This is a genomic window from Nostoc sp., from assembly GCF_036917195.1.
Classification (GTDB): Bacteria; Cyanobacteriota; Cyanobacteriia; order Cyanobacteriales; family Nostocaceae; genus Nostoc.
Genome location: NZ_JBALDG010000054.1, coordinates 148,424 through 170,832, shown reverse-complemented (window position 1 = coordinate 170,832; position 22,409 = coordinate 148,424). Strand labels below are relative to the sequence as shown.

Here is a 22,409-nt window from a genome sequence, read left to right as displayed (position 1 = left end):
ATCGCGTCTGTACAGGAGTCAGGAATTTTCTTGTTTTTCCATAACTTGATCTTCCCACAAGAAAATTCATCTTTCGTTGGCAGGATGGTAGACATGCCATCAACTCTTTAGAAAAAAGCTGATAATCTAAAATTTAAAATCCAAAATGGTCAAGATGCGGGCGTTATTGTCTGGATATTACGGTAAAGGTAATGGTGGTGACGAAGCTTTGTTGGCAACGCTTTTGCAAATGTTACCACCTGATGTTACGCCTGTGGTGCTTTCGGGTAATCCAGAGGAAACACGTGATCGCTACAATGTAGAAACCTACAATCGCATGGCTCCCTTACCTGTAGTGCAAGCTTTACGCTCCTGCGATGCCTTGATTTGGGGCGGCGGAAGTCTCATTCAGGATGTTACCAGTACCATCAGCCCATTTTATTATGGGGGACTGATGGCATTGGCGCAGAAAATGGGTTTGAAAACTGTTGCTTGGGCGCAGGGTATTGGCCCATTAGTGCGTCCGCAAACTCGTTGGTTGGCACGGCAAACCTTTGGTAATTGTACCAAAGTTAGTGTCCGCGATCGCGCCAGTGCTGCTTTATTATCTGATTGGCAAATTCCTTGTATTATAGCTCCTGACCCAGTTTGGGCGTTGGAATCTAAACCAGTTCCAGGACTTTGGGATTTACCTGCGCCAAGAGTTGCTCTAACATTGCGATCGCATCCCCAACTGACTCAAACACGCCTAGCAAACTTGACTCGTGCTTTGGTGGATTTTCAAAAAGCCACGCAGGCTTTTATTTTACTACTGCCGTTTCAAAAAAGTGAAGATTTAAGTATTGCCGAAGCTATTCAACCCCAACTTAAAGATGTCAGCAAAATTTTGTGTCTGGAAGATCCGCAACTTTTGAAAGGTGTGTTTCGCGGTGTCGAGATGGCAATTGGGATGCGTCTCCACAGCTTGATTATGGCTGCATCTGTTGGTTGTCGCTGTTTTGCTCTCAGTTATGACCCTAAGGTAAATCGTCTTATGGAAGACTTGGAAATGCCTGGGTGGGATTTAGCCAGTTTACCCGAAGACCCCAATTTGATTAGTCTGACTTGGATGGAGCATTACGCTAACGGTGATCCGTTATCACCTGAGCAAATACAATCTTTGGTAGATAGAGCATTAATGCACCGCGAGTTATTGAGCCAAGCTTTATTTAATAATTAAGACTAAAAAAAATATAAAACTTCGTTTAAGTAAGTAAGCGCAAATAATTAGAAGATGGTGTAGCCTAACGCACCGAAAACCTGAAATAATGCCCTGTGGAAGCCATAACACACCCTACAACTTCTCAACGAGAGGCTGCGCCAACGCGACGCGCAAGAGACAAAGACGCTCTTGTTAGCTTGCTTCTCCGTAGGAGTACGGAAGGTACCCGACCTGGAAGCAAGTGGCGTGGAAAGAGGCGTCTTGTCGGTAATCTTATGGCGGGAAGGGAGTAATTGTCAAGATTTTGTGAAGTGATTATGAAATTACTAGGAAGTAATTGTCAAAATTTTATAAAGTGATTATAGAATTACTTAAGTATCTGTTAGAAAAATTGATTTCAGCGATATTATTTCCGAAATATAAAAATAATTATTGAGATTATTCAGATGATCAGCTTTGGCTTTTGGAACCTAATTATAGTAATTGTAGTTGCTTTAGTTCTCAAAAATAATTGGCGATTAGATGGTGAAAAGGCAGCTTGGAAAAATTCTTTATTCTTAAAATCTTCTGTGAGCCAACGGTTGATACAATTTTTTCGTCAACCAATTGTTAACTTACTCGTCCAAGCAGCTGTTGTATTAGTCGTTATAAGATTTCTCTGTTATACAGGTTGGCTAGTTTATTTCCTAAACCAACCACATCCACCCTTATGGGATTTTCAGTGGTATTATGTGGCGAGTAAATTGGCTCATCAACATTTGAGTCCCTTTAATGTCGAGATTTTTAACCAAACTTTTTGTACCATAACTAAGGTGTGTGGCTTTATTCCACCGTTTGTCTATCCACCTAATATTATTCCTCTGATCTGGTTTCTCGGTTATTTTTCAATCAATACTGCATTTAAAATCTCGATTGTGATGCATATATTCGCAATCGGTTTGGCCTTATGGGGAGCGAATATCCTCTTAGAGTCGAAGTCGCCAGCTTTGAGAACTATTTGCACAATCTCGGTTGCCTTGATTTATGGCTTAGTTCGCGATTTTCAAGTTGGTAATATTGCTATTTTCATTGCAGTTCTAATTTTATGGATGTTTATCTTGGCTAGAAAACATCAGGATATTTTAGCAGGAATTTGCTTGGGACTTGCCCTTTGTAAACCAACATTAGCTGCATTATTCATTCTTTATTTTCTACTTAAAAGAAGATTTTCTTTAGTTTTTGTATCTGTTGTCACAGTCACTTCTCTAGTATTTTTAGGTCTAGCCTTAACGGGCAATTCTTTGACACAATTCCTGTTGGATGCAGCTCGGGGATTTTCACTCTGGCAAAATGACCCATCAGTTAGTCCTTATATTTCGATTAGTCGCCTCGATTTGATGGTTGTGGGCCCAAGATTATTCCCTAATAACCCATTCTTTGCCAAGCTTTTGTCAGATATAATTGTTTTGATCCTCCTTGGTTTGGCAGGTTGGTATTGGTATCTACAACAATCTTTCACAGCCTGGTCAAAAAAAATCTACTTAGCAGAAATGGTAATAGTTTCTTGCTTGAGTATTGGCATCAACTATTCACAGGAAACTAGTTCTGTGATGTTAATACCTGCTGTGGTTTTTTTGCTAAATGATTTGCTGTATCAGATCAGACATTGCACATTCTCTAAAAGAAGAATGTCTGTTTGGTTAGCAGGGATTTGCTGTCTAGCAGTGCAAACAGCAGTTATTCATGGCTGGCTCATCGGCTCTTTAGCAAAGCGCTGGAACGTGAAAGCAGGAGAATTGCCATACATTATGAAGGTAACTATCTTCGCTCTACCAAGTTATGCCATTTTAGGAATTACCCTAAGTATTTTAGTCTTAGCAATTAGTTCGCTTCGTCAAAAACAGGTTCTGAAATTTGAACCTTTGAATCGGGTGTCAATTTAACATGAGTTCGACTGGTCATATAGTGTTCGCCTTATTAGTCGAATAAAAAACCTCTAAGAGGTTTTACTACGCAAGACCTTTCCCTCTCCGACGGGCGAGAGGGAAAGGTTTGAACTAACGTTCAAAACAGGGAGAGGTTTGTCGAACTCACGTCAATTTAAAACACCAGGAATCATCTTGATACTACAATTTAAAATCAATTTTGCCTTTAGGCGCTGACAATTCCTGACCACTGAACTTTTTTCTCTTTCTCCCGGCGGTAAGAAAAGAAATGTTCTGGAGTTTGAAAAGTACAATAAGGTGCGATCGCAACTTGTTCTGCACTAATCCCCAAATTTTCCAGTTGTAAGGTATTCACTCGCCGGACATCCAGCTTTACCTTTCCAGGATTGGGATCTTCCAGCAAGGGTGAATTTGGTAGCTCATGTAATGCAGTTATAATTTTTTGTTCGTCTTCATGTGGTATAATGCTAGCCCCAATTTCGGCAGCTACTTCGATAGAGACTTGATAAACCTCACCAGCGATCGCCGGGCCCATCGCAATTCTCAAATCATCGAGTTTGCTGCCTTGAGATTTTAGTCGAGCGATCGCCAAGGGAACAATTTTTTTGGCAGTTCCCCGCCAGCCTGCGTGTAATGCTGCCACCTGTCCAGTTACCACATCCCCAATCAGTACGGGTGTACAATCTGCACTAGCTACCCAGACTGCTTGTAGAGGCTGCTCACTAATTAAACCATCCGCTGATGCTAAATCCTCCCCAACAGTGCTTAAGAAGCTCTCAACTTCTTGGGGAGTGAGAACAGTATTGCCATGAACCTGCTTTAAGCGATAGACTGATGCCGCTGGTTGCAATATTTCTGTGATAACTTGTGGCGATCGCGGCCAAAACTGCTGGGTAAAGAAGCCGTGATGCCAATGTTCCAGAATACTACAAGTTAAATAGGGCAGTCCTTCCCAATTGCGCCAGTACCAAGTGTGCATCTTCAACCAAACCTAAACAGAAATCACTCATCAGCCAATCAATGCTAACTTGAACAACGGAATTTGGCTTAACTGCTGTGGGATTTAATCTGCAAAACTTGGAAGCAGCCTTGAAAGCAGGGCGTAAGTATACATATTTACCATTTTCTCTTCACTTTTTTGAAAGTGTCTCCTCAACTAACCAAACTCTCTGGAACTTGCTCAACCAAGGGGCTATTTCAGGAACAGTAGTAATTGCAACTGTGCAATCTGCTGGGCGGGGACAATGGGGACGCCAGTGGATTTCTCCGGTTGGGGGATTATATGTTTCGGTAGCAATTTCTTTCGACTACAAAATAGAGGCTACTGACAGCTACCAGCTAACTTTTGCTAGTGCTTGGGGAATTGCGTCTCAATTACGCCAATGCGGTGTAGATGTTGGGATAAAATGGCCCAATGATTTAGTTTTAAATGGTCGCAAACTAGGCGGCATTTTGACAGAAACCAAAGTAAACAAAGGACAAATCACCCAAGCAGTAATTGGTGTTGGTATTAATTGGACAAACCCAGTACCGGAAACTGGAATCAATCTGGAATCATGGCAAGCTTCCCAAGATTTCAGACCAATTTCTTGTTTGGAAATGCTAACCTGTACAGTCTTACTGGGAATAGAATCCGGTATGGAGTGCCTTTGTCAAGAAGGAGTAAGCATACTCTTGTCTCGCTATCTAGATTTGCTTATAAACATGGGTGATAAAGTGTACGTCAATAATCTTTCAGGTACTGTAGTTGGGGTGACTCCTCAAGGAAATTTACGAGTTTATTTAGAAACAGATGATACAAAGGAACTAATTACACCGGAAATTTATATTCAACCCGGTACAATCAGTTTGGGGTACTAAAAATCTTCCGTTTAAATTTGAGGTTTGTTCAAAATTTCGCTCTTTGGGCAAGACAAACCACTAGCATCATCTCTTTAGGCTAATTACACACAACTGAGAGATACAAATGACGCAGCGCAATAATTCTGCCCATCATCGTTTGCATTACTTATGGCAGCAAGGTCTAACGAAAAAACGTTTTGCCTCAACGCTACCAGCTCAGAGCCTTTGTTGGCTGAGTAGCGTCAGCCTCCTCAGCGGCGGCTTCGTGTTTGCCCAAACGGAAACACAAGTAGACAATATCGTTCCCACTGTTGAAAGTTCCCAACCAACAGCAGTTACAAATCCAGTTAAAAAACAGGCTGTAGCACCGGAAGCTGCTCAAGCGCAACCTGAATTTTCTCAACGACGAGCTAGACTCAGCCAGAGATTACATAAGCCAAAGGTTGCTCAATCAAAAGAGCCAGTTAGGCAGTCTACACCCAAAATTGAAGCTGCCCAACCTGTTGTAATTATCAGACAGTCAAAACCCAAGGTAGAAACCCCCCAGGTTATTCCTGCAAGGGTGAGACTGGAAAAACCCAATACCCCTGCCCGTTCTTTACCTGAAAAACTAAGAGAAGTTGCTCAACCAGCAAATAACTCGAACAGCACTGTCAGTGCAACGGCGGAGAAAACCAAGGATTATAATAACGCCTATATTGATCCTAATAGTTATGACAGTGGTGCCACAGGTATTTATCAAGCACCAAATTCCGTAATCCTCACAGAACGCGCCAGTGGTTGTCGAGCCATTTTGCCGTCAGGGCAAAGTGTATTAGGCGGCGTTTGTGCCAAAATACCCCAGAGGAGTGTAGCTGATTCTAATGGTAAACCAGCACCTAATTGGCTTAGAAGAAGTCAAAATGCCCAATTAGCAGTAGTTCCACCCGTGCGACAGATTGCAACTACTGGCAACACCAGTAGATGGCGTCCTACTCAAAATGGTTCTAGTGGTGTCACCAAGAGCGCATTTCGTCCTAATCGGTTTATCCCGAATCCCAGCGAGTTCAGCCCCACAACAGTGAGTGCAACTCCCATCGCACCGAGTGGCGGGACTTTACCTCCACCAATGGCAGATGGCAACATTGCACCCCGCCCCAGCACCGTAGCTTACGACTTCTCGCTAGCATCAGTATTACCGCAAATCCCCTACACTGGGGTAGTTGCTTATAGTGGTACGGGAATGATGTATCCATTGTCTATTCCCGCTCCGATTACTTCTTTGTTTGGTTGGCGAATTCATCCAATCACAGGTAATCAACGCTTCCATGCTGGTACAGATTTGGGTGCGCCTATGGGAACACCAGTTTTGGCAGCAGCTGCTGGTCAAGTGGATACTGCTAACTGGGTGGGTGGTTATGGTTTAACCGTTATCCTAAATCACAAATCCGCTGAACAAACTCTCTACGGTCACATGTCAGAGATCCTTGTTCAACCTGGTCAGTGGGTACAACCTGGAACTGTGATCGGGCGAGTTGGCAGCACCGGGAACTCCACAGGCCCTCACCTGCACTTTGAAGTTCGCCATCTAACACAAGATGGGTGGATTGCGACTGACCCAGGCGTGCAATTACAGTCCGCCCTCAGCCAGTTAGTCCGAGGTTTGCAAACCGCCCAGGTAAGCCAACAACCAGGCAGCTAGATTGGAAATTTTGGATTTTGGATTAATTTAAAATCCAAAATCCAAAATCTAAAATCTAAAATCTAAAATTCAGAGATACCCGTGTTCTGCTAAGAATGCGGGTGTAATGCCATCTATACTAGTTTCATCAGGGGCTGTGGTGTGTGGGTTGCCAGAGGAAAAGAATTTTTCCACGTATTTGCCGAGAATATCCCCTTCTAGATTCACCAAACTGTCAGGAACCAAATAGCGAAGATTTGTCTCGGCATAGGTGAGGGGAATTACTGCCACCTTGAATTGGGAGAGTTCTGGCTCATATGAGGCTACTGTGAGGCTGATGCCATTGACAGCAATGCTACCTTTAGGGACAATGTACCGGGCGATCGCCTGGGACGCAATAAAGGTCATTTCCCAAGAACTAGCCGTTTGTTCTGCCACTAGCAATCGACCTATGCCGTCTACATGACCCATCACAAAATGACCGCCAATTTTGCTGCCCACCTTTAGCGACGCTTCTAAATTGACATATTTCTGTTGCGTTTGCTTACCTCCCAACGTCGTGCGACGTAACGTTTCTGGTGAAGCCGTGGCGATAAACCCGTCGTTTAAAACTTTTTCTACTGTTAGGCAAACGCCATCTACTGCAACACTGTCACCATAAGCCAAATCTTGGATAATTACTTCGCCCGGTTGGCTTACACAAGTAATTTGCCAAGAATCACCCCCTAAGGGTTCCATCGTTCCTAATGCCTGGATTAATCCTGTAAACACGGCTTTTTTGTCAAACTAACTCTATTTATTGCCTAATTGTGCCTGAAGTCAATTGGTAATTGTCACAGAAATCTAGAACATCCAAGTATATTTTCTGACTTTTTTTCATCTAGGAATATTAACACATTAACATCCTTCACGAGGCATACTTGGGTAAGAAGGTTATTGTCTAAGAAGACCAATTTGACTTACTCTGGTTTTCACCACAAGTTCGGAGTTTAATAGAAGCAATTATAGAGAACGAATGCTTATGTTTATTACTCTCGCCAAACTGCCCAAAAAAGGGTACTATTTGTTACACAGCATCCAAGGCTCTCAAAGGATTGTAGAGGCTTAGCCAATGATTGAAATGAAAGTCGCTGGCATAGCATTAGATGCCATAACCCGCAGCCCGATTGTCCTTTTGAAAGATTCTTCAGATCGGCGGGCTTTGCCAATTTACATCGGTCAGGAACAGGCTAGGGCAATTATGGGTGCATTGGAGAATCAGAAGCCTCCCAGACCCTTAACCCACGACTTGATTGTGAATCTTCTAGAGACCTGGAACATGACTCTAGAAAAGGTGATTATTCATTCCCTGCAAAAGGATACATTCTATGCGGCTTTAATTGTTCAGCAAGGCGATGTTAAAAAAGAAATTGACGCGCGTCCTAGTGATGCGATCGCCATTGCCCTGCGTACAAATACCCCCATATGGGTAATGGAAGAAGTTATTGCCGATGCTTCTATCCCTGTTGATCGCGATGCAGATGAAGCCGAACAGCAAGCCTTCCGTGAATTTATTTCCAATCTCCGTCCTGAAGATTTGATCAAGCGCTTTGGTAATGGCGACAGCTAGGAAATTTTAGATTTTGAATTTTGGATTTTAGATTGAAGGAAAAATCTAAAATCTAAAATCTAAAATCTAAAATTGAATGGCTCCTAACTTTGTTAAAGATGCAATACCGACGCTTTGGGAAAACGAATCTGCGCCTCTCGGTTTTTTCTCTGGGAACAATGCGCTACCTGGCTTCTTTTGAAAATGCTCACCAGACTATCGAACAAGCCTTAGCGCTAGGAATTAATCATCTAGAAACCGCCAAAGGTTACGGCAAAAGTGAGGAGTATCTTGGTAGGGCGCTAAAAGCTGGGTTGTCAGTACCCCGAACGAGGCTTCACGTCACTACCAAAATCCCAGCCACAGCAGATGCTGATTCCATGCGTCGGTACATCAATGAATCCCTAGAACGATTACAGCTAGATTATTTAGATTGCTTAGGTGTTCATGGTTTGAACACTTGGCAACATTTGGAGTGGGTACTAGCCAAAAATGGCTGTATGCAAGCCGTAGAGGAAGCTATCGCTGATGGTCGAGTCCGACACGTTGGTTTTTCCACCCACGGGCCATTAGAGCTAATTCAGGCAGCAATCAATACAGATTTTTTTGAATTTGTCTATCTGCATTATTACTATTTTTTTCAACGGCACGCACCAGCGATTCAGCTAGCTGCCGAAAAGGACATGGGCATTTTTATAATTTCCCCTGCTGACAAGGGAGGACGCCTCTATACGCCACCCCAAACCCTAACAGACTTGTGTCAGCCGTATTCACCCTTAGAGCTAAGTTATCGTTTTTTACTTGGAGATAACCGTATTACTACTTTAAGTATCGGGCCAGCAAACCCAAATGAATTAAGGCAACCTTTGCGAATAGCTGACTATGATGGAGAGTTAACATCAGCAGAAATTTCTGCTTTCCAGAAATTAGAAAATCACCAAAAAGTTGCTTTGCAAACTGATAAGTGCAGCCAGTGTTATGCTTGTTTACCCTGTCCAGAAAATATCAATATTCCAGAGGTGTTACGGTTACGTAATCTTGCAGTAGCATACGACATGAAAGACTATGGACAATATCGTTACGGAATGTTTGAAAATGCTGGTCACTGGTTCCCTGGAATGAAAGCCAACCGCTGTACAGAATGCGGTGACTGTTTGCCTCGGTGTCCAGAAAAGTTAGATATTCCAGCTTTGTTGGAAGATGCTCACCAAAAATTAAGTGGGAAAGCAGGTAGGAGATTGTGGGATTGACACTCTTCTAATTTCTATAGCGATTCTTAATTGGATGGAATATAGACCTAACCCCCAACTCCAACCCTTGTAGCGTTGGAGAGTAAGATTTTAAAGCCTCTCTTTTTATATTTTGCGGCTATCACAGCATCACAGCCGATAAAAATGTAAAATTAATAAAGATTAAATAAAGTCAGGAAGATCCGCTGCACCTGGGGTATCTCGTCCAAAAAAAGATGAAAATTAAAAAAAAAGAAATGTCCTGCGCCAATCACTGACGGTTTTCCGCTACAGTGGACGGGCTGTAAGCTTAGTATGGACTACTAGCCGATCGCTTACTATTCTTCTGGCAAGTTTAACAATAGTTGCTGGTCTTTTACCAGGGGCGATATCCTACATCAGTAAATTAATTGTTGATGCAGTGGTATTTGCATCTCAAGTTAACTCACACAATGGTTTTGTCAATATTTATCCCTCGCTATTTTATGTAGGATTAGAAGCGATCGCTGTAATTTTACTAGCAGGCAGTCAGCGAGGACTCACTATTTGTCAGTCGTTATTGCGGGCGCTAATGGGTCAGCGGGTGAATGTACTGATTTTAGAAAAGGCGCTGACACTGGATCTTAGGCAGTTTGAAGACTCAGAATTTTATGATAAATTGACCAATGCCCGACGAGAAGCATCAGTTCGTCCCCTTTCCCTAGTAAGCCGCACCTTTGGGTTGGTACAAAGCGCCCTTTCCCTGATCACCTACGGGATTTTACTAGTAAATTTCTCAGTTTGGGCAGTGCTGGTACTGATTTTGGCAGCCATGCCTGTATTTATTACGGAAACTAAATTTGCTGGGGAAGCCTTTCGCTTGTTTAGTTGGCGTGCGCCAGAAACTCGTCAACAGCACTACTTAGAAAGTCTCCTAGCGAGGGAAGATTTTGTCACAGAAGTCAAACTCTACCAGCTAGGAGAGATGCTGCTAGGACGTTACCGCGACCTATTTGATCAACTCTATGACGAAGACCGCAATTTGACTCTGCGGCGAGGACTGTGGGGGTATTTGCTGAGTTTAATCAGTACTGGTGCTTTTTACCTAGCTTATGCTTGGATTGTGCTGGAAACAGTGCTAGGTAAGATTTCCTTGGGAGATATGACAATGTATCTCACTGTGTTTCGCCAAGGACAATCTACTTTCTCCAATGCCCTCACTTCTATTGGAGGGATGTATGAAGACAACCTATATCTATCAAATCTCTATGATTTCCTGGAAGAAGAAGTACCAAGGTCTTGGGGTAAGGCAACCATTGGTTTAGATTCCCAAGATGGTATCCGTTTTGAGAACGTATCATTTACTTATCCAGGAAGTTCCAAGCCAGCCTTGAGAAACATTTCGCTGCATTTGAAACCCAGAGAGAAACTGGCAATTGTAGGTGAAAACGGTTCTGGCAAGACTACCTTAATTAAACTGCTTACCCGACTCTACACGCCAGACTCTGGGCGAATTTTCTTAGATGGCTTGGATTTGCAGGAATGGGATGTGGATGTGTTGCAGCGTCGCATTAGTGTGATTTTTCAGAACTTTGTCCGCTACCAGTTTAGTGTGGGTGAGAATATTGGCGTAGGTGATGTAGAACATCTCGAAAACAAAACTCGCTGGCAAACTGCTGCCCAAAAAGGCATGGCCCAATCTTTTATTGAGCAATTACCCCAAAGCTTCCAAACTCAGCTTGGTCGTTGGTTTAAGGAAGGACAGGAACTTTCTGGGGGACAGTGGCAAAAAATTGCCCTGTCTCGTGCTTTTATGCGATCGCAAGCAGATATCTTGGTGTTAGATGAACCAACATCAGCAATAGATGCCCAAGCTGAGTTTGAGATTTTCAATCATTTTCGCGCTATTACTCAAAATCAGATGGTACTTTTGATTTCCCATCGCTTCTCAACGGTACGGATGGCTGACAAAATCTTAGTAATAGAAAACGGGGAAGTTATAGAACAAGGAACTCACGAAGATTTGTTACAGCTAGGAGGACGTTATGCCAAGTTATTTCTCTTACAAGCAGCCGGTTATCAATAGGAAAAAGAGTTAACGGACTTTGTGAATTTAGATAGCGATGCCTACGGCGGGCTGCGCCTACGCTCACTTTTTACAAAGTACATAACACCTCTATCCAACCACGTTAAACTGTTCGGTAAGCATGGGTAAAATCTCTTTAGTGCCTAGATGCTTCGTATCGTTAAACATTGCTACCCGATAAAACCATGCAAATAACACAACAGCGATACTATACTCCAGAGGAATATTTAGAGTTAGAAGAAGCTGCTGACTACAAAAGTGAATATATTGACGGACAAATAATTCCTATGGCGGGTGGAACAGCAAACCACAATCGAATCTCGCTGAATCTAAATGCTGCCTTAAATTTTGCGTTTCGCCAGCAAGATTACGAAGTTTTCACTGGTGATCTTCGTCTGTGGATACCCCAAAAGCGTACCTATATGTATCCAGATGTGATGATTATAGCTGGTGAACCAGAGTTTTTTAACAACCGAAGGGATATAATTTTGAACCCACAGATCATTGTCGAGGTTTTATCAAAATCGACCAAAGGCTATGACCGCGAAGATAAATTTCAGGCTTACCGAACAATTTCTACTTTCCAAGAATATTTATTAATTGACCAAACTCGGATTCATGTAGATCAATTTTCTAAAACTGGAAAAAAGCAATGGACGCTTCGTGAATATGATGAAGAAGATGAAGCGATCGCACTTGTAACCGTACCCTTTGAGATTTCCCTACAGGATTTATACAACAAAGTTAAGTTTGAGCCTGTTGAGTCGGAAGGGGAAAGTGCTGATGTTGAGGGATTGGGGTAGGGTAGCGATCGCTTTACTTGTGCAGAGTATCTTAAAAAGATTTAAGCCACTTTTAACGATTTCTGAGGAAAAGTAATTGGCTCTGGCAAAGTTTTTCCTTGCTCTTTATACCATTCAATCAGAGACTCAATCACTTCCTCTCCATGTTTAGCGGCTTCTTCATAAGTCTTACCATGAGTGTGGAATTGCTGCCAAGGGAATTCCGGTAAGTGTAGCAAGTAGCAATTATCCTCGTCTGACCATTGAATTACCATACTGTAGCGATCGTTCATTATTCCTACGCCATATAATTATTGTTGCCTATAAAGTTGATAAGGCGATTGCCTAATTCATCTTTACTGACTAAGGTGATCATCTGATTTAATTGAGCGACTACTTTGCTTATCGAAAGCAGATAGTGGATATTTCGTAAACTCTCCTACCTATCAAATAGGGTTAGTAACAATAAAAGTTAAGGTATCATCCACGACTAGAGAATAAGAATTATTTTTTACTCTAAATTATATTAGTATATTTATACTAGTAGCAGCCTCAAGCTGCTAATCTGTAGTATCTGCAAAGGATTAGATGCTAATGAATATTGATCAAGCAAAAGAAAAATTTAACTCACTATATACAGAATTAACACAAAGCTGCATAAAAATTGAGACTGAACAGGATGCACGATTCCAAGTTATTGACCGCATTTTGACAGAAGTTTTGGGATGGCAGAGAGAAGAAATTCTTACAGAGCCTCATACAGACAGTGGCTATATTGATTACCTAATAACGTCTACAGGACGCAGCAGGCTTGTAGTGGAGGCGAAGCGAACATCAAAACTACTGATTGATACTCGTCAACCAGGTATGGCTTGGTACAAAGTTGGTGGTTCTGCGCTTCAGTCAGCAGCGAATGGATTAAATCAAGCAAAACGCTATTGTACTGACAAAGCTGTGCTGTTTTGTGCTTTGACAACAGGTTTTGAGTGGATTGGCTTCTGGGCCCTTCGTACTGACGGTACGCCTCCAAGTGAGGGTAAAGCAATTGTATTCCCTAACCTTGAATCGATTCAACAGAATTTTGCTACCTTCTACGACGTGTTCTCACGAGAGGGAATCTTAAAAAATTTATACCAAACGTACATATATGAGGCGGAAGGATTAAAAATTAGTCATAATGAATCTCTTTATTCAGTACTTGAGAATTCTGATAGATATTTACTTACAAAGTCTGGATTATTCAAAGATATTGAGAATGTCTACCACAGCTTTTTCACTAGTATGTCAGGGGAAGACGATCCTGATATGCTTGCTAAATGTTTTGTGGAATCAAAAGAAAGTAGAGAAGCCGATGAAAATTTACAAAAAATAACACGAAATTTATTGAATAGGATTGATATTGTTAATTCGGCGAAGGGTATTGAGCTACAAAATCAAATCCGTAATGCTGTAGAATTACAGAAAGGAGAATTTGTTTTAATAATAGGTAATAAAGGAGCTGGTAAAACTACATTTATTGATAGATTTTTTCGTTTAATATTAGACAAGAGTCTTAGAGAAAATTGTTTATTAATTAGGGTTGATTTAGCTGATTCTAATGGGGAACAAGCTACTATTACTAGTTGGCTAACAGAGCAACTAAAAATTGAGTTAGAAAAGGGCTTATTTAAGGGTGAATATCCATCTTTTAGCGAACTTCAAGGAGTATTTTATCAAGAATATCAAAGATGGAGATGTGGTGAGCGTAGGCCTTTGTATGAAAGGAACAAAAATGAATTTAAGGAAAAATTTGGAGAATACATTGTAGATTTTACTGAAAAACATCCAGATGATTATGTAATGAAATTGATTAAAAATGCTACTAAAGCAAGAGGATTAATGCCATGTATAGTTTTTGATAACACTGATCATTTCCCACAGATATTCCAAGAAGCAGTGTTTCAATATGCACAATCTATATATAGAAAAGTTTTTTCATTTATTATTTGTCCAATAACAGATCGAACGATTTGGCAGTTGTCAAAGTCAGGCCCACTACAGTCATATGAAAATCAAGCTTTTTATCTTCCTGTACCGTCTACAAAAGACGTTTTAGCTAAACGGATAGAATTTATAAAAGAAAAAGCAATAGAAGATTCAGAAGGGAGTAAAAAATACTTTACTAAAAAAGGTATTCGCTTATCAATTCCTAACATTAGTGCTTTTGCTTTTGCTGTAGAAGATATATTTATTAATGAAGATTACATAGGACGCGTAGTAGGGTGGCTCTCTAATCATGATATCAGAAGAAGTTTACAAATTGCTCGAAGAATTATCACTTCGCCAATCACTGATATTTCTTTACTTGTAAATGCTTATGTAATTGGGAAAAAGTCTTACATTAGTCATTGGCAAATAAAAAAAGCACTATTAGTTGGAGATTATAATCACTTTTATCAAAAAGATAGCAATTTTATTTTAAACCTTTTTGAAGTTCAACCTAGCAGTATTACAAGCCCACTACTGAGGTTATCTATACTACGCTTATTATCTGACACATATTCTGAGAACTCAGATGCAGAAAAGAATTATCTGTATATTGATGATATTCTAAATTATTTTGAACCTGTGACAATCAACAGGATTCTAGTTCAGGAACACTTAAAGGCTCTTCTGGATTATCGCCTCATTGAAACCTATGACCCTACTGATGCAAATATTTACGAATCACAAAGAGTTAAAATTACTCCTTGCGGACGTATACATTACGAATTTGCTGTTGAAGAAAAAGAAGGAATTTATATAGGTCAAATGGCTTTAAATACGCCTATCGCTAGTCAAAGTTATCTTATGCGTGTACGTGATTTTCTTAAAAAGAAAAGAACTCGACAAGATTGGGTAGTTATTATTAAATTATTTGTTGAATATTGTTTGCAACAAGATAGTCTATATATTTCTTTACCTCAAAAACAAATTTATGATAGCCAAAGAAAATTACGAGAACGCATCAGTCAACGTTGGACTTAAGTAAAAATTCATTATCAGAATGCTAAATAACCAAACCTCACCCTATGCTTTCCCCACCATCCCCCACCAACTTCGATAAAATCACTATGGTACTAGTTAACCCTCCCGAAATCTGATAAAAAGCGATCGCTCCCTTTCCCAACCTTCCCTTCAATATCCTGAACTACTCACGCTAGCAGGTAATTGGAATTGTGTTAAAGCTGCTGTGGAAAATGGGATAGATGCGATTTACTTCGGTTTAGATCGGTTTAACGCAAGAATGCAGGTACAAAATTTTACTAAGTCGGATATCTTTAAAATATTAGTTAAGGTGAAAATATATATTGGACATAAGCAAAAATCTTTTTTACTGTGATCATCAGCCAATCATCTACCTCAAACATATGGTTGAGAATTGGCAAGCCAACAATCTGTACTTTTACAGTTATGCATAATATTTCCATACCCAATAATTGGAATACTGCCCTTTACCAAGAGAAACACGCCTTTGTCTGGCAGTATGGCGAGGACTTACTAAAATTCCTCAACCCTAAGCCAGAAGAATCGATTTTGGATCTTGGCTGTGGTACTGGACAACTCACAGAAAAAATTGCCCAAGCTGGGGCTGAAGTAATGGGAGTTGATCATGCAGCCACGATGATCGAGAAGGCAAGACAAAACTATCCCCATATCCGCTTTGATGTTGCTGATGCTAGGAACTTTCAAGTAGACAAGCCATTGGATGCTGTATTTTCCAACGCTGTATTACATTGGGTGAAAGAAGCAGATAGTGCGATCGCTTCCATACATCAATCCCTAAAACCCGGAGGGCGTTTTGTGGCAGAATTTGGTGGTAAGGGGAATATACAGGCGATCATCAAAGCTTTATACAGCGCTTTAGAGTCTATTGGTATCCCTCAAGCACAAGTAGAGAATCCTTGGTATTACCCCAGTATTGGAGAGTACGCCAGCTTACTGGAACAGCAAGGCTTTGATGTCATTCATGCCATGCTTTTTGCTCGTCCAACTCCTTTAGTAGAGGGAGAAGCAGGTATGGCAAACTGGATTCAGATGTTCGCCAGTACTTTTTTAACATTGCTCCCTGCTGACCAACAAACACAAGTAATTCGCGCCGTAGAGGAATATCTCAAGCCGACGCTGTATCAACAAGGAACTTGGACAGCAGACTATCGAAGAATTCGCATCGTTGCTATTAAAATTTAAATTGTGCGAATTTTGACTTGTCTTTAATTACGTTAGCGTAGCGGTAGCGAGTCCGCCAGCGTCATTACGAATTACGAATTAGTATCAGTTATGCATATACTTAAATTGTGCGATCGCCCTACAGCCCTTTGGGCATCCTACGGCAGGCGTTGGCGCAGCCATCGCCAGATATCGTTTTCATTACTACTAACCATTAGCCTCACCACTTTACTAGTCCCGCCCTCACTAGCGCAAACCCCCCCAATACCGTCGCCTTCTAGTGCGCCTCTGGAACTAGACTTATTAACCAAGCCAAAAGATTATGTGATCACAGCTAACACCGTTAACCCAGCACAATTGACCGTTCCCAGTTTATGGTGGGCACAACAAAACTCTGAGAAAAAGCTATTGGACAATTGGATAGCATATCCAGCTTCTGAAAAAGAACCTGCACGGGTAGACTTGATCGTGAATCAGCAAATTTGGAGCTTACTAGACACTATACAGCGTTACGACTTTGTAAATCGCTTGGGTAGCGCTGCACGGAACTTTGGTTACAATGTCCGGGTATTTAATTATCAAAAAGAACCCTTGGCAACCTACACTTGCAACTTTAGTACAAGTCCAGCTTTATGCAGTATCCAAACGACTGTTAAGAACAAGATAGGGTTACAGCGTTCTTTGTAAAAAAGGGAGTGGGGAGTAGTAATCCTAAGTGCTGAGTGCTGAGTGCTGAATGGGGAATCTCACTTATTTACTCAGAACTCAGAACTCAAAAAAGAGGAACTGTTTTGCCCAATGCCCAATTAAATTTTAATTTTGGCGAATAAAGACTCGTATTGTTTTATTGCTGATGGGGGTAAGGGAAGCAAAAATTCACTTTTATCGAAAACTTTGCGATCGCTCTGTAACAGGCTCCATAATGGTTCTTGGATATCGTCAGCTGCAATATTTGTAGAAATTGGTGAATTAGTTTTGGTCAGCACCGAAATTTGTTTAGCTGTGCTTGGTTGCCAACAAAAATCAATCCATTGATCTGATAAAGTACCTGTAGTAATACCAGCGGGACGTACCCACAAGTCTGCCCAGATTGCTGTTCCTGACTGGGGGATAACTGCGGTAAGTTGCGGATAACGTCCCAGAACTGGTAGTACATCGCTTGACCAACCAACTGCTAGCCAAGTGTCTCCCATAATTAGAGGTTCCAAGTAGTTATCGGAACTGTAGAACTTCACCTGTTGATTTAATATCTGTAATTCCTTTTCCAAGTCTGGTACTTGGTTAAGATCCTCTGTATTGTAAGATTTTCCTAGCTTCTTTAAGACCAGACCAATAACTTCTCGTGGTTGATTAAGTAGGGAAATGCGCTGCTGCATTCCATCTCGCCACAAATCACTCCAATCTTTGGGCGTCCATCCCAATTTTTGCAAGCTGTCACGGTTATAAACAATCACTGTGCTACCCCACCGATAAGGCGCACCCCACACCTTCCCTTGAGTATCCAAGTTCCCTTGGTCGTTACGCGTTACCAGTTTTTTCCACCTTTCATCTAAAGCAGACCACTGCTTTAATTGGTTTCCCTGTATCTCTTGGAGTGGTTGAATCAGTTTTTGCTCAATAGCTGCTTTTAGCCAGTAATCTCCCAATGTCACTAGGTCTACGTCAGCCGCTTTTTGACTTTGCCCAAAAGGTATTAAACGCCTTAAACGCCTCCATCCCTGCTCATCAGTGGCTTTTGGTTTCTGCTGCCAATTTTGTAATTGCCGAAATAAATCCTGTATCTGCTCGACTGGAGCAAACTTTAACTGCACCTGTTGCTGCAAACCTTTGTGAAACTGATTCACCACCTGACCAGGTATAGAACCTTTTAATAACTGTACTTTTAGTTGCGTTTGCTTGTTTCCACCACAGCCAAAAAGCAATTGTGAAAGTGCCAGTGTACTTGTACCTAGCAAAAAAGACCGTCGATCCATTGATTTTGGATTTGAGATTTTTGATTATACCTAATATTAAGCAGAGATTTACCAGAGGCTGACTAGCTGAAAAAGTGGAGTTGGAAAATTATCGATATTTTTCCTTAATAATACGGATAAATTTGAATATTTAACTCAAATTAGCGAGTTTTTCGGCAAATAACTGCCTAAGCATTAATTTTTCCCCATAAATTTCCTTAGTGCTACTTGTAGTAAATATTTACTTATATTTAGAAGTAATGATTTAAATGTCACATTTTCCCCAAAAATTATCAATACTTAAATAATTCATAAGTATTGTTAAGATTGGGAGTAAATTGAATAACATATAGAAAATGTACGGATAAAGGTATTAAATGGAGCTATTACAGCAGCAGATCCTGACTTTAAGCAAAAAACTGGATGCCCTGTGCCAAGTAATTGAGCAGCTTGATGGTAAAGTCACTCAAGCTTTCTCAGAGTGTTCTTTAGCAAATACACAAGCAAAGGATAATTATCAGGAAAATGACGTGGCTGGAGCCTACCAGTTCAAAGGACGTATCAGCTTAAATCCAGAAATGGAACATAAGGATGTATTGACAGATGGCATTTATCTAGACATGCATCGTCAAAGTGGAGATAACATAACACCAGAAATTCAAATACAACGACTGACAGCACAATTAACAGCAGCATACAATCGCATTGCTGCTTTAGAAGAACAATTACTCAAAGAGAGAATTCATTAAATTTAACCTAAGTTTAACGAATTAAAAAAATGGCTGGAGGTAGGAAACACAAGCCTTTAGGTTTAATGTCGAGTGATGGCTTTGTGGGCATATATTAAATATAAGCAACTAATCCAGCTATCAAATTCATAAAAAAGTTAAACACACTATTACATATATCTACGTAATAGTGTGATATATCTATTTGTAGCTAGCAGCTTGCGTGCCTTGGTTAATCGTGATCTTCGTGCCTTAGTTGTGAAAGCTCCAAGAGTTGGCGGTAGCCTGCGGCAAGCCACTACATGTCTCCGATAAATTAAGCTTTTTGGCGATTTTTGCGTAAGTTCTATTTAAGTAAAAGTAGGATAATTCATATTTGAACGTAATCTAGATTGGAGATGCACCATGAACTTTACAGATAAATGTAGAGTCGTGCCAAATTTAATTCGCTACGAATTAATCAAATGCTGTACTTAGCCGTTCAAGTTGGGCTTCAATCGCTGCCAAAAGTTGGCTTTGCTGCCAATCTTGGCTAAGATGGGCGGCTATACAAGCGGCTCCAGCACCCATACCTTCTTTTACAAAGCCCTGCTCATAAGCTCTCAGTTGGGGATAACGAGAATCAGCAAAGCTCAGATGAGTTGCTAATAGGGGAGGGGTTCCTCCACTCTGAGTTAAGCTGCCTTTTCCTAAGTTGAGGGCTAAGTCAACCGTAGCCCCAGTAGGATCTTCTGCCACCCAGCGGGTTGTGCCTACAACTACTGCTTCTGGTTGCCATGATAAGGCGTAAGCTTGAGCGATCGCACTTATCAGCGCATAAACTGCCAGCATTTGCGTCCCACCAGCAAGCATTACACCACAACTACGACTAGCAGCGATCGCCATCCCAGCTACCACCACCTGCATGGGATCACCCACAGCGGCGACGAGTTTTAGAGGATCTATAGAATTTTGGATTTTAGGTCGTACCAAAGGTGCGCTGACAGCGCAACTTGGATTTTGGATTGGAGATTGGAAGTTTATCTCTCCCTGCTCCAGCCCAGTTTGCACTAGTGCCCACTTTTGCGCGTGGTTACAAACAGGGTGGCTACTGTTAACTTTTCCGGCAGCTTCTATACCCAAACCAGTTAAAATTGCTAGGGCAGTTGTAGTGCCTCCAACGACGCACTCACTGACAATCAGATACCCCTGTTTGATATTGGTAGCAAGACGTTCTCCCCAAAGTAGCCCTTGTTCAAACAAATAATGTACCGTTGTGATTTCCATAGCAGCACCTCCACTTAAACATCTAGCAGGAGCGCCACCCAAATCAATAACTGGCACAGCAGGAGGCTGAGGTAAACCAGCATTAAACAAATGAACTGGTATCTTTAGTGACTCCAAAACAGCGCGAGAAATCAATACAGGTGAAGCCCCAGCCGTTAATGGTGGTAGGGGATATTGCGGCTTATGTTCTGGGCCGTAATACAAAAACTCGGCATCGGCACAAGCAGTGTATTTTCGATCCTCTGGAGTACGACCAGCCGCTGAAATTCCTGGAATTAAACCAGTTTCAGTAAATCCTAAAACACAGGCAAATACGGGTAGACAACCACGATACCGTCGTAGCCATTCTTCACCCTGTTCTTCTTGGGTATAAATACTAATCATTTAAAAAGTTAGGAGTTAGGAGTTGTAAGTTAGGAGTTTAATTCATAACTCCTAACTCACAACTGGTCACTATCCTTCATAATCCATGAGGACTTGCACCCAGCGTGGTGGACGGGGAATGGAATTGCCCAGGCGGTCAAAAAGAAACGATGCTGCCAGATGTACCACAAAAAGGTAGATAAAGTTGTTGAGTACAATTAGAGCGATCGCTCCCACTTGAATCAAAAATACACTGGGACTCGCCAATAAACTCAGCTTCAAAAATACCCACTCAATGAATTCAGTCACCTGGGTAATCACATAAATCCACAGGTCTTCACCTGACAAAACAGACAGCAACCACAGCCGAAAAAATACTCCCAAAGTACCCAAAAGTGTACCCAACGTGATAGAAACAATCCAGGGAACACGACGATACCACGTCGCCCCCAAAAGCACGCCCATAAACGCGTAGGGCATGACAAACAGCAAACTGCGGGCTGGTCCCATCAGTACCGTCAGCAGTAACCCGGAGGTGAGTGCTGCCATCCATGCCGCCCGCTTGCCCCAACGCAGATAAACTAGAGCGATCGGCACCGGAAAAAATATCCGTAAAACTGGGCCCAAGGGAAAATAGAAATTAATAAACCAAATCAAGCTAGCGGTACTGGCTAAAAATGCCGTTTCCACCATTCTCAAGGGCGCATCAGCCTTGAGTTGAGGAGGTGTTAATTGCTGTTCTTTGTCTAACCAATGATTGTGGGGAGTTGGAGATTCAGGGGATGGATCTTCTTGCGGCTCATCTGGCAGAGAATCTAAAATACTCATATTTGGTACTTTACACTATCATTCTTTCCAAGGCTGACAAATCGGGAATACAAATATTGTCTTGATCCCGTTTAATCAAGCCTTTTTTTTCTAGCCTTGTCAATACTCGTGTGACCGTTTCCCGCGCCAGTCCGCTCAAACTACTCAATTCCCGATGAGGTAAATTGGGGATTTCAGTTCCTGTTTGCCCTTTTTTTCCCTGTCCTTCTGCCAAAAATAGCAACGTATCTGCCACTCGTGACTGGCTATCAGATTCCCGCAACCGCAATCGGCGATTTACTTGCCGCAAACGTCGTGCCATTAATTGCGCTAATCGAACTCCCGCCAAGGGTTCTATTTGAAGTAACTTGATAAAATCCTGAGCAGGCATACTGCCAATTATTGTTGGGGCCAAGGTAATCACATCTGTTGATCGAGGTACTTCATCTAGCGCTGCCATTTCACCAAACAATTCCCCTTTGCCAAGAATATTCAGCGTTACCTCTTTTCCTTCCAGATTGTAGGTGCGAATTTTTACCCATCCGTCCATAATAAAATACACAGAACCACCCCAGTCATTTTCCAGTAGAATCACCTGATTGGCTGGGTGAGTGCGGGTGACAAGATGGATGAGGGCTGATTCCACAGCAGTTTTTGGCAACCCTTGAAAAAAGGGAGCCGATGTGATCATCCAGGGATGAGCCTGTGCTTGCAAGCTATATCGGTCTTCCATTATGACATCTTTATTCAAGCTGCTATATACACACAACAAACAAGAGCGCCATTTTATAGCCTAAGCTATCATTGCACAGCCCCCTTTCAAAGGGAAAACCA

19 protein-coding genes and 1 pseudogene are annotated in these 22,409 nt (G+C 41.6%); 13 read left to right on the top strand and 7 right to left on the bottom strand.

Features of this window, described 5'->3' with window-relative positions; translation table 11 throughout:
* The first annotated feature begins 154 nt into the window (after positions 1–154).
* Both csaB and V7K40_RS17500 read left to right on the top strand, forming a co-directional pair.
* The gene (gene csaB, locus V7K40_RS17505) at positions 155–1,198 is read left to right on the top strand and encodes a polysaccharide pyruvyl transferase CsaB (RefSeq protein ID WP_334961789.1); all 1,044 of its coding nucleotides are present in this window, start codon (positions 155–157) and stop codon (positions 1,196–1,198) included.
* 428 nt (positions 1,199–1,626) lie between these two features.
* Positions 1,627–3,102 (top strand): glycosyltransferase family 87 protein, encoded by a 1,476-nt coding sequence (locus V7K40_RS17500; protein ID WP_334961787.1) that lies wholly within the window; start codon positions 1,627–1,629, stop codon positions 3,100–3,102.
* A gap of 208 nt (positions 3,103–3,310) precedes the next feature.
* Here V7K40_RS17500 and pgeF read toward each other — a convergent pair whose 3' ends face one another.
* On the bottom strand, positions 3,311–4,084 hold the full coding sequence (gene pgeF / locus V7K40_RS17495; protein ID WP_334961785.1) for a peptidoglycan editing factor PgeF: 774 nt from the start codon (positions 4,082–4,084) through the stop codon (positions 3,311–3,313).
* A gap of 77 nt (positions 4,085–4,161) precedes the next feature.
* Between pgeF and V7K40_RS17490 the strand changes: the two genes are divergently transcribed.
* Positions 4,162–4,965, top strand: coding sequence for a biotin--[acetyl-CoA-carboxylase] ligase (locus V7K40_RS17490; RefSeq protein WP_334961783.1), 804 nt, complete (start codon positions 4,162–4,164; stop codon positions 4,963–4,965).
* A 106-nt stretch (positions 4,966–5,071) separates the two neighbouring features.
* A complete protein-coding gene (locus V7K40_RS17485; protein ID WP_334961781.1) occupies positions 5,072–6,628 on the top strand; it encodes a M23 family metallopeptidase in 1,557 nt (518 codons plus the stop codon).
* Positions 6,629–6,697: 69 nt separating this feature from the next.
* On the opposite strand, the gene V7K40_RS17480 is transcribed toward V7K40_RS17485, so the two are convergent.
* Complete coding sequence (locus V7K40_RS17480; RefSeq protein WP_334961779.1) at positions 6,698–7,378, bottom strand: riboflavin synthase; 681 nt, start codon at positions 7,376–7,378, stop codon at positions 6,698–6,700.
* 340 nt (positions 7,379–7,718) lie between these two features.
* Between V7K40_RS17480 and V7K40_RS17475 the strand changes: the two genes are divergently transcribed.
* The 4 genes from V7K40_RS17475 (at position 7,719) to V7K40_RS17460 (ending at position 12,292) form a co-directional block, all read left to right on the top strand.
* Positions 7,719–8,216 carry a bifunctional nuclease family protein gene (locus V7K40_RS17475; protein WP_273768592.1) on the top strand — a complete coding sequence of 166 codons (498 nt, stop codon included), beginning with the start codon at positions 7,719–7,721 and terminating at the stop codon, positions 8,214–8,216.
* 98 nt (positions 8,217–8,314) lie between these two features.
* Positions 8,315–9,445 carry an aldo/keto reductase gene (locus V7K40_RS17470; protein WP_334961777.1) on the top strand — a complete coding sequence of 377 codons (1,131 nt, stop codon included), beginning with the start codon at positions 8,315–8,317 and terminating at the stop codon, positions 9,443–9,445.
* Between the two features lie 241 nt (positions 9,446–9,686).
* Positions 9,687–11,489 carry an ABC transporter ATP-binding protein gene (locus V7K40_RS17465; RefSeq protein WP_334961929.1) on the top strand — a complete coding sequence of 601 codons (1,803 nt, stop codon included), beginning with the start codon at positions 9,687–9,689 and terminating at the stop codon, positions 11,487–11,489.
* Between the two features lie 185 nt (positions 11,490–11,674).
* Positions 11,675–12,292 (top strand): Uma2 family endonuclease, encoded by a 618-nt coding sequence (locus V7K40_RS17460; RefSeq protein WP_334961775.1) that lies wholly within the window; start codon positions 11,675–11,677, stop codon positions 12,290–12,292.
* A gap of 41 nt (positions 12,293–12,333) precedes the next feature.
* On the opposite strand, the gene V7K40_RS17455 is transcribed toward V7K40_RS17460, so the two are convergent.
* Positions 12,334–12,564 carry a type II toxin-antitoxin system HicB family antitoxin gene (locus V7K40_RS17455; protein ID WP_334961773.1) on the bottom strand — a complete coding sequence of 77 codons (231 nt, stop codon included), beginning with the start codon at positions 12,562–12,564 and terminating at the stop codon, positions 12,334–12,336.
* A gap of 301 nt (positions 12,565–12,865) precedes the next feature.
* Between V7K40_RS17455 and V7K40_RS17450 the strand changes: the two genes are divergently transcribed.
* The 4 genes and pseudogenes from V7K40_RS17450 to V7K40_RS17435 all read left to right on the top strand — a co-directional run bounded on the left by V7K40_RS17450 (position 12,866) and on the right by V7K40_RS17435 (position 17,146).
* The gene (locus V7K40_RS17450; protein ID WP_334961771.1) at positions 12,866–15,277 is read left to right on the top strand and encodes an AAA family ATPase; all 2,412 of its coding nucleotides are present in this window, start codon (positions 12,866–12,868) and stop codon (positions 15,275–15,277) included.
* Positions 15,278–15,392: 115 nt separating this feature from the next.
* Positions 15,393–15,581 (top strand): annotated as a pseudogene (locus V7K40_RS17445) (hypothetical protein); the annotation flags it as partial.
* Positions 15,582–15,703: 122 nt separating this feature from the next.
* On the top strand, positions 15,704–16,480 hold the full coding sequence (locus tag V7K40_RS17440; protein ID WP_334961769.1) for a class I SAM-dependent methyltransferase: 777 nt from the start codon (positions 15,704–15,706) through the stop codon (positions 16,478–16,480).
* Positions 16,481–16,570: 90 nt separating this feature from the next.
* On the top strand, positions 16,571–17,146 hold the full coding sequence (locus V7K40_RS17435; protein WP_334961767.1) for a hypothetical protein: 576 nt from the start codon (positions 16,571–16,573) through the stop codon (positions 17,144–17,146).
* A gap of 119 nt (positions 17,147–17,265) precedes the next feature.
* Here the strand turns inward: V7K40_RS17435 and V7K40_RS17430 are convergent, their stop codons facing one another.
* Entirely contained in the window at positions 17,266–18,432 is a 1,167-nt protein-coding gene (locus tag V7K40_RS17430; RefSeq protein ID WP_334961765.1) for an extracellular solute-binding protein, read from the bottom strand.
* Between the two features lie 356 nt (positions 18,433–18,788).
* On the opposite strand from V7K40_RS17430, the gene V7K40_RS17425 reads away from it, so the two are divergent.
* Positions 18,789–19,160: a hypothetical protein gene (locus V7K40_RS17425; protein WP_334961763.1), complete on the top strand. Its 372-nt coding sequence runs from the start codon at positions 18,789–18,791 to the stop codon at positions 19,158–19,160.
* Between the two features lie 435 nt (positions 19,161–19,595).
* On the opposite strand, the gene V7K40_RS17420 is transcribed toward V7K40_RS17425, so the two are convergent.
* The 3 genes from V7K40_RS17420 to V7K40_RS17410 form a co-directional block, all read right to left on the bottom strand.
* Positions 19,596–20,789: a TIGR00303 family protein gene (locus V7K40_RS17420; RefSeq protein ID WP_334961761.1), complete on the bottom strand. Its 1,194-nt coding sequence runs from the start codon at positions 20,787–20,789 to the stop codon at positions 19,596–19,598.
* 69 nt (positions 20,790–20,858) lie between these two features.
* On the bottom strand, positions 20,859–21,596 hold the full coding sequence (locus tag V7K40_RS17415) for a DUF2232 domain-containing protein (protein ID WP_334961759.1): 738 nt from the start codon (positions 21,594–21,596) through the stop codon (positions 20,859–20,861).
* A 10-nt stretch (positions 21,597–21,606) separates the two neighbouring features.
* A complete protein-coding gene (locus V7K40_RS17410) occupies positions 21,607–22,308 on the bottom strand; it encodes a Crp/Fnr family transcriptional regulator (protein WP_334794584.1) in 702 nt (233 codons plus the stop codon).
* Positions 22,309–22,409: the final 101 nt, after the last annotated feature.

Bases quoted from the DNA above. Each gene is read 5' to 3' on its own strand.
- V7K40_RS17440 (WP_334961769.1), top strand. From the start codon at position 15,704: ATGCATAATATTTCCATACCCAATAATTGGAATACTGCCCTTTACCAA.
- V7K40_RS17460 (WP_334961775.1), top strand. From the start codon at position 11,675: ATGCAAATAACACAACAGCGATACTATACTCCAGAGGAATATTTAGAG.
- V7K40_RS17450 (WP_334961771.1), top strand. From the start codon at position 12,866: ATGAATATTGATCAAGCAAAAGAAAAATTTAACTCACTATATACAGAA.
- V7K40_RS17425 (WP_334961763.1), top strand. From the start codon at position 18,789: ATGGAGCTATTACAGCAGCAGATCCTGACTTTAAGCAAAAAACTGGAT.
- pgeF (WP_334961785.1), bottom strand. From the start codon at position 4,084: ATGCACACTTGGTACTGGCGCAATTGGGAAGGACTGCCCTATTTAACT.
- V7K40_RS17475 (WP_273768592.1), top strand. From the start codon at position 7,719: ATGATTGAAATGAAAGTCGCTGGCATAGCATTAGATGCCATAACCCGC.
- V7K40_RS17500 (WP_334961787.1), top strand. From the start codon at position 1,627: ATGATCAGCTTTGGCTTTTGGAACCTAATTATAGTAATTGTAGTTGCT.
- V7K40_RS17420 (WP_334961761.1), bottom strand. From the start codon at position 20,789: ATGATTAGTATTTATACCCAAGAAGAACAGGGTGAAGAATGGCTACGA.
- V7K40_RS17430 (WP_334961765.1), bottom strand. From the start codon at position 18,432: ATGGATCGACGGTCTTTTTTGCTAGGTACAAGTACACTGGCACTTTCA.
- V7K40_RS17410 (WP_334794584.1), bottom strand. From the start codon at position 22,308: ATGGAAGACCGATATAGCTTGCAAGCACAGGCTCATCCCTGGATGATC.
- csaB (WP_334961789.1), top strand. From the start codon at position 155: ATGCGGGCGTTATTGTCTGGATATTACGGTAAAGGTAATGGTGGTGAC.
- V7K40_RS17455 (WP_334961773.1), bottom strand. From the start codon at position 12,564: ATGAACGATCGCTACAGTATGGTAATTCAATGGTCAGACGAGGATAAT.
- V7K40_RS17470 (WP_334961777.1), top strand. From the start codon at position 8,315: ATGCAATACCGACGCTTTGGGAAAACGAATCTGCGCCTCTCGGTTTTT.
- V7K40_RS17435 (WP_334961767.1), top strand. From the start codon at position 16,571: ATGCATATACTTAAATTGTGCGATCGCCCTACAGCCCTTTGGGCATCC.
- V7K40_RS17415 (WP_334961759.1), bottom strand. From the start codon at position 21,596: ATGAGTATTTTAGATTCTCTGCCAGATGAGCCGCAAGAAGATCCATCC.
- V7K40_RS17485 (WP_334961781.1), top strand. From the start codon at position 5,072: ATGACGCAGCGCAATAATTCTGCCCATCATCGTTTGCATTACTTATGG.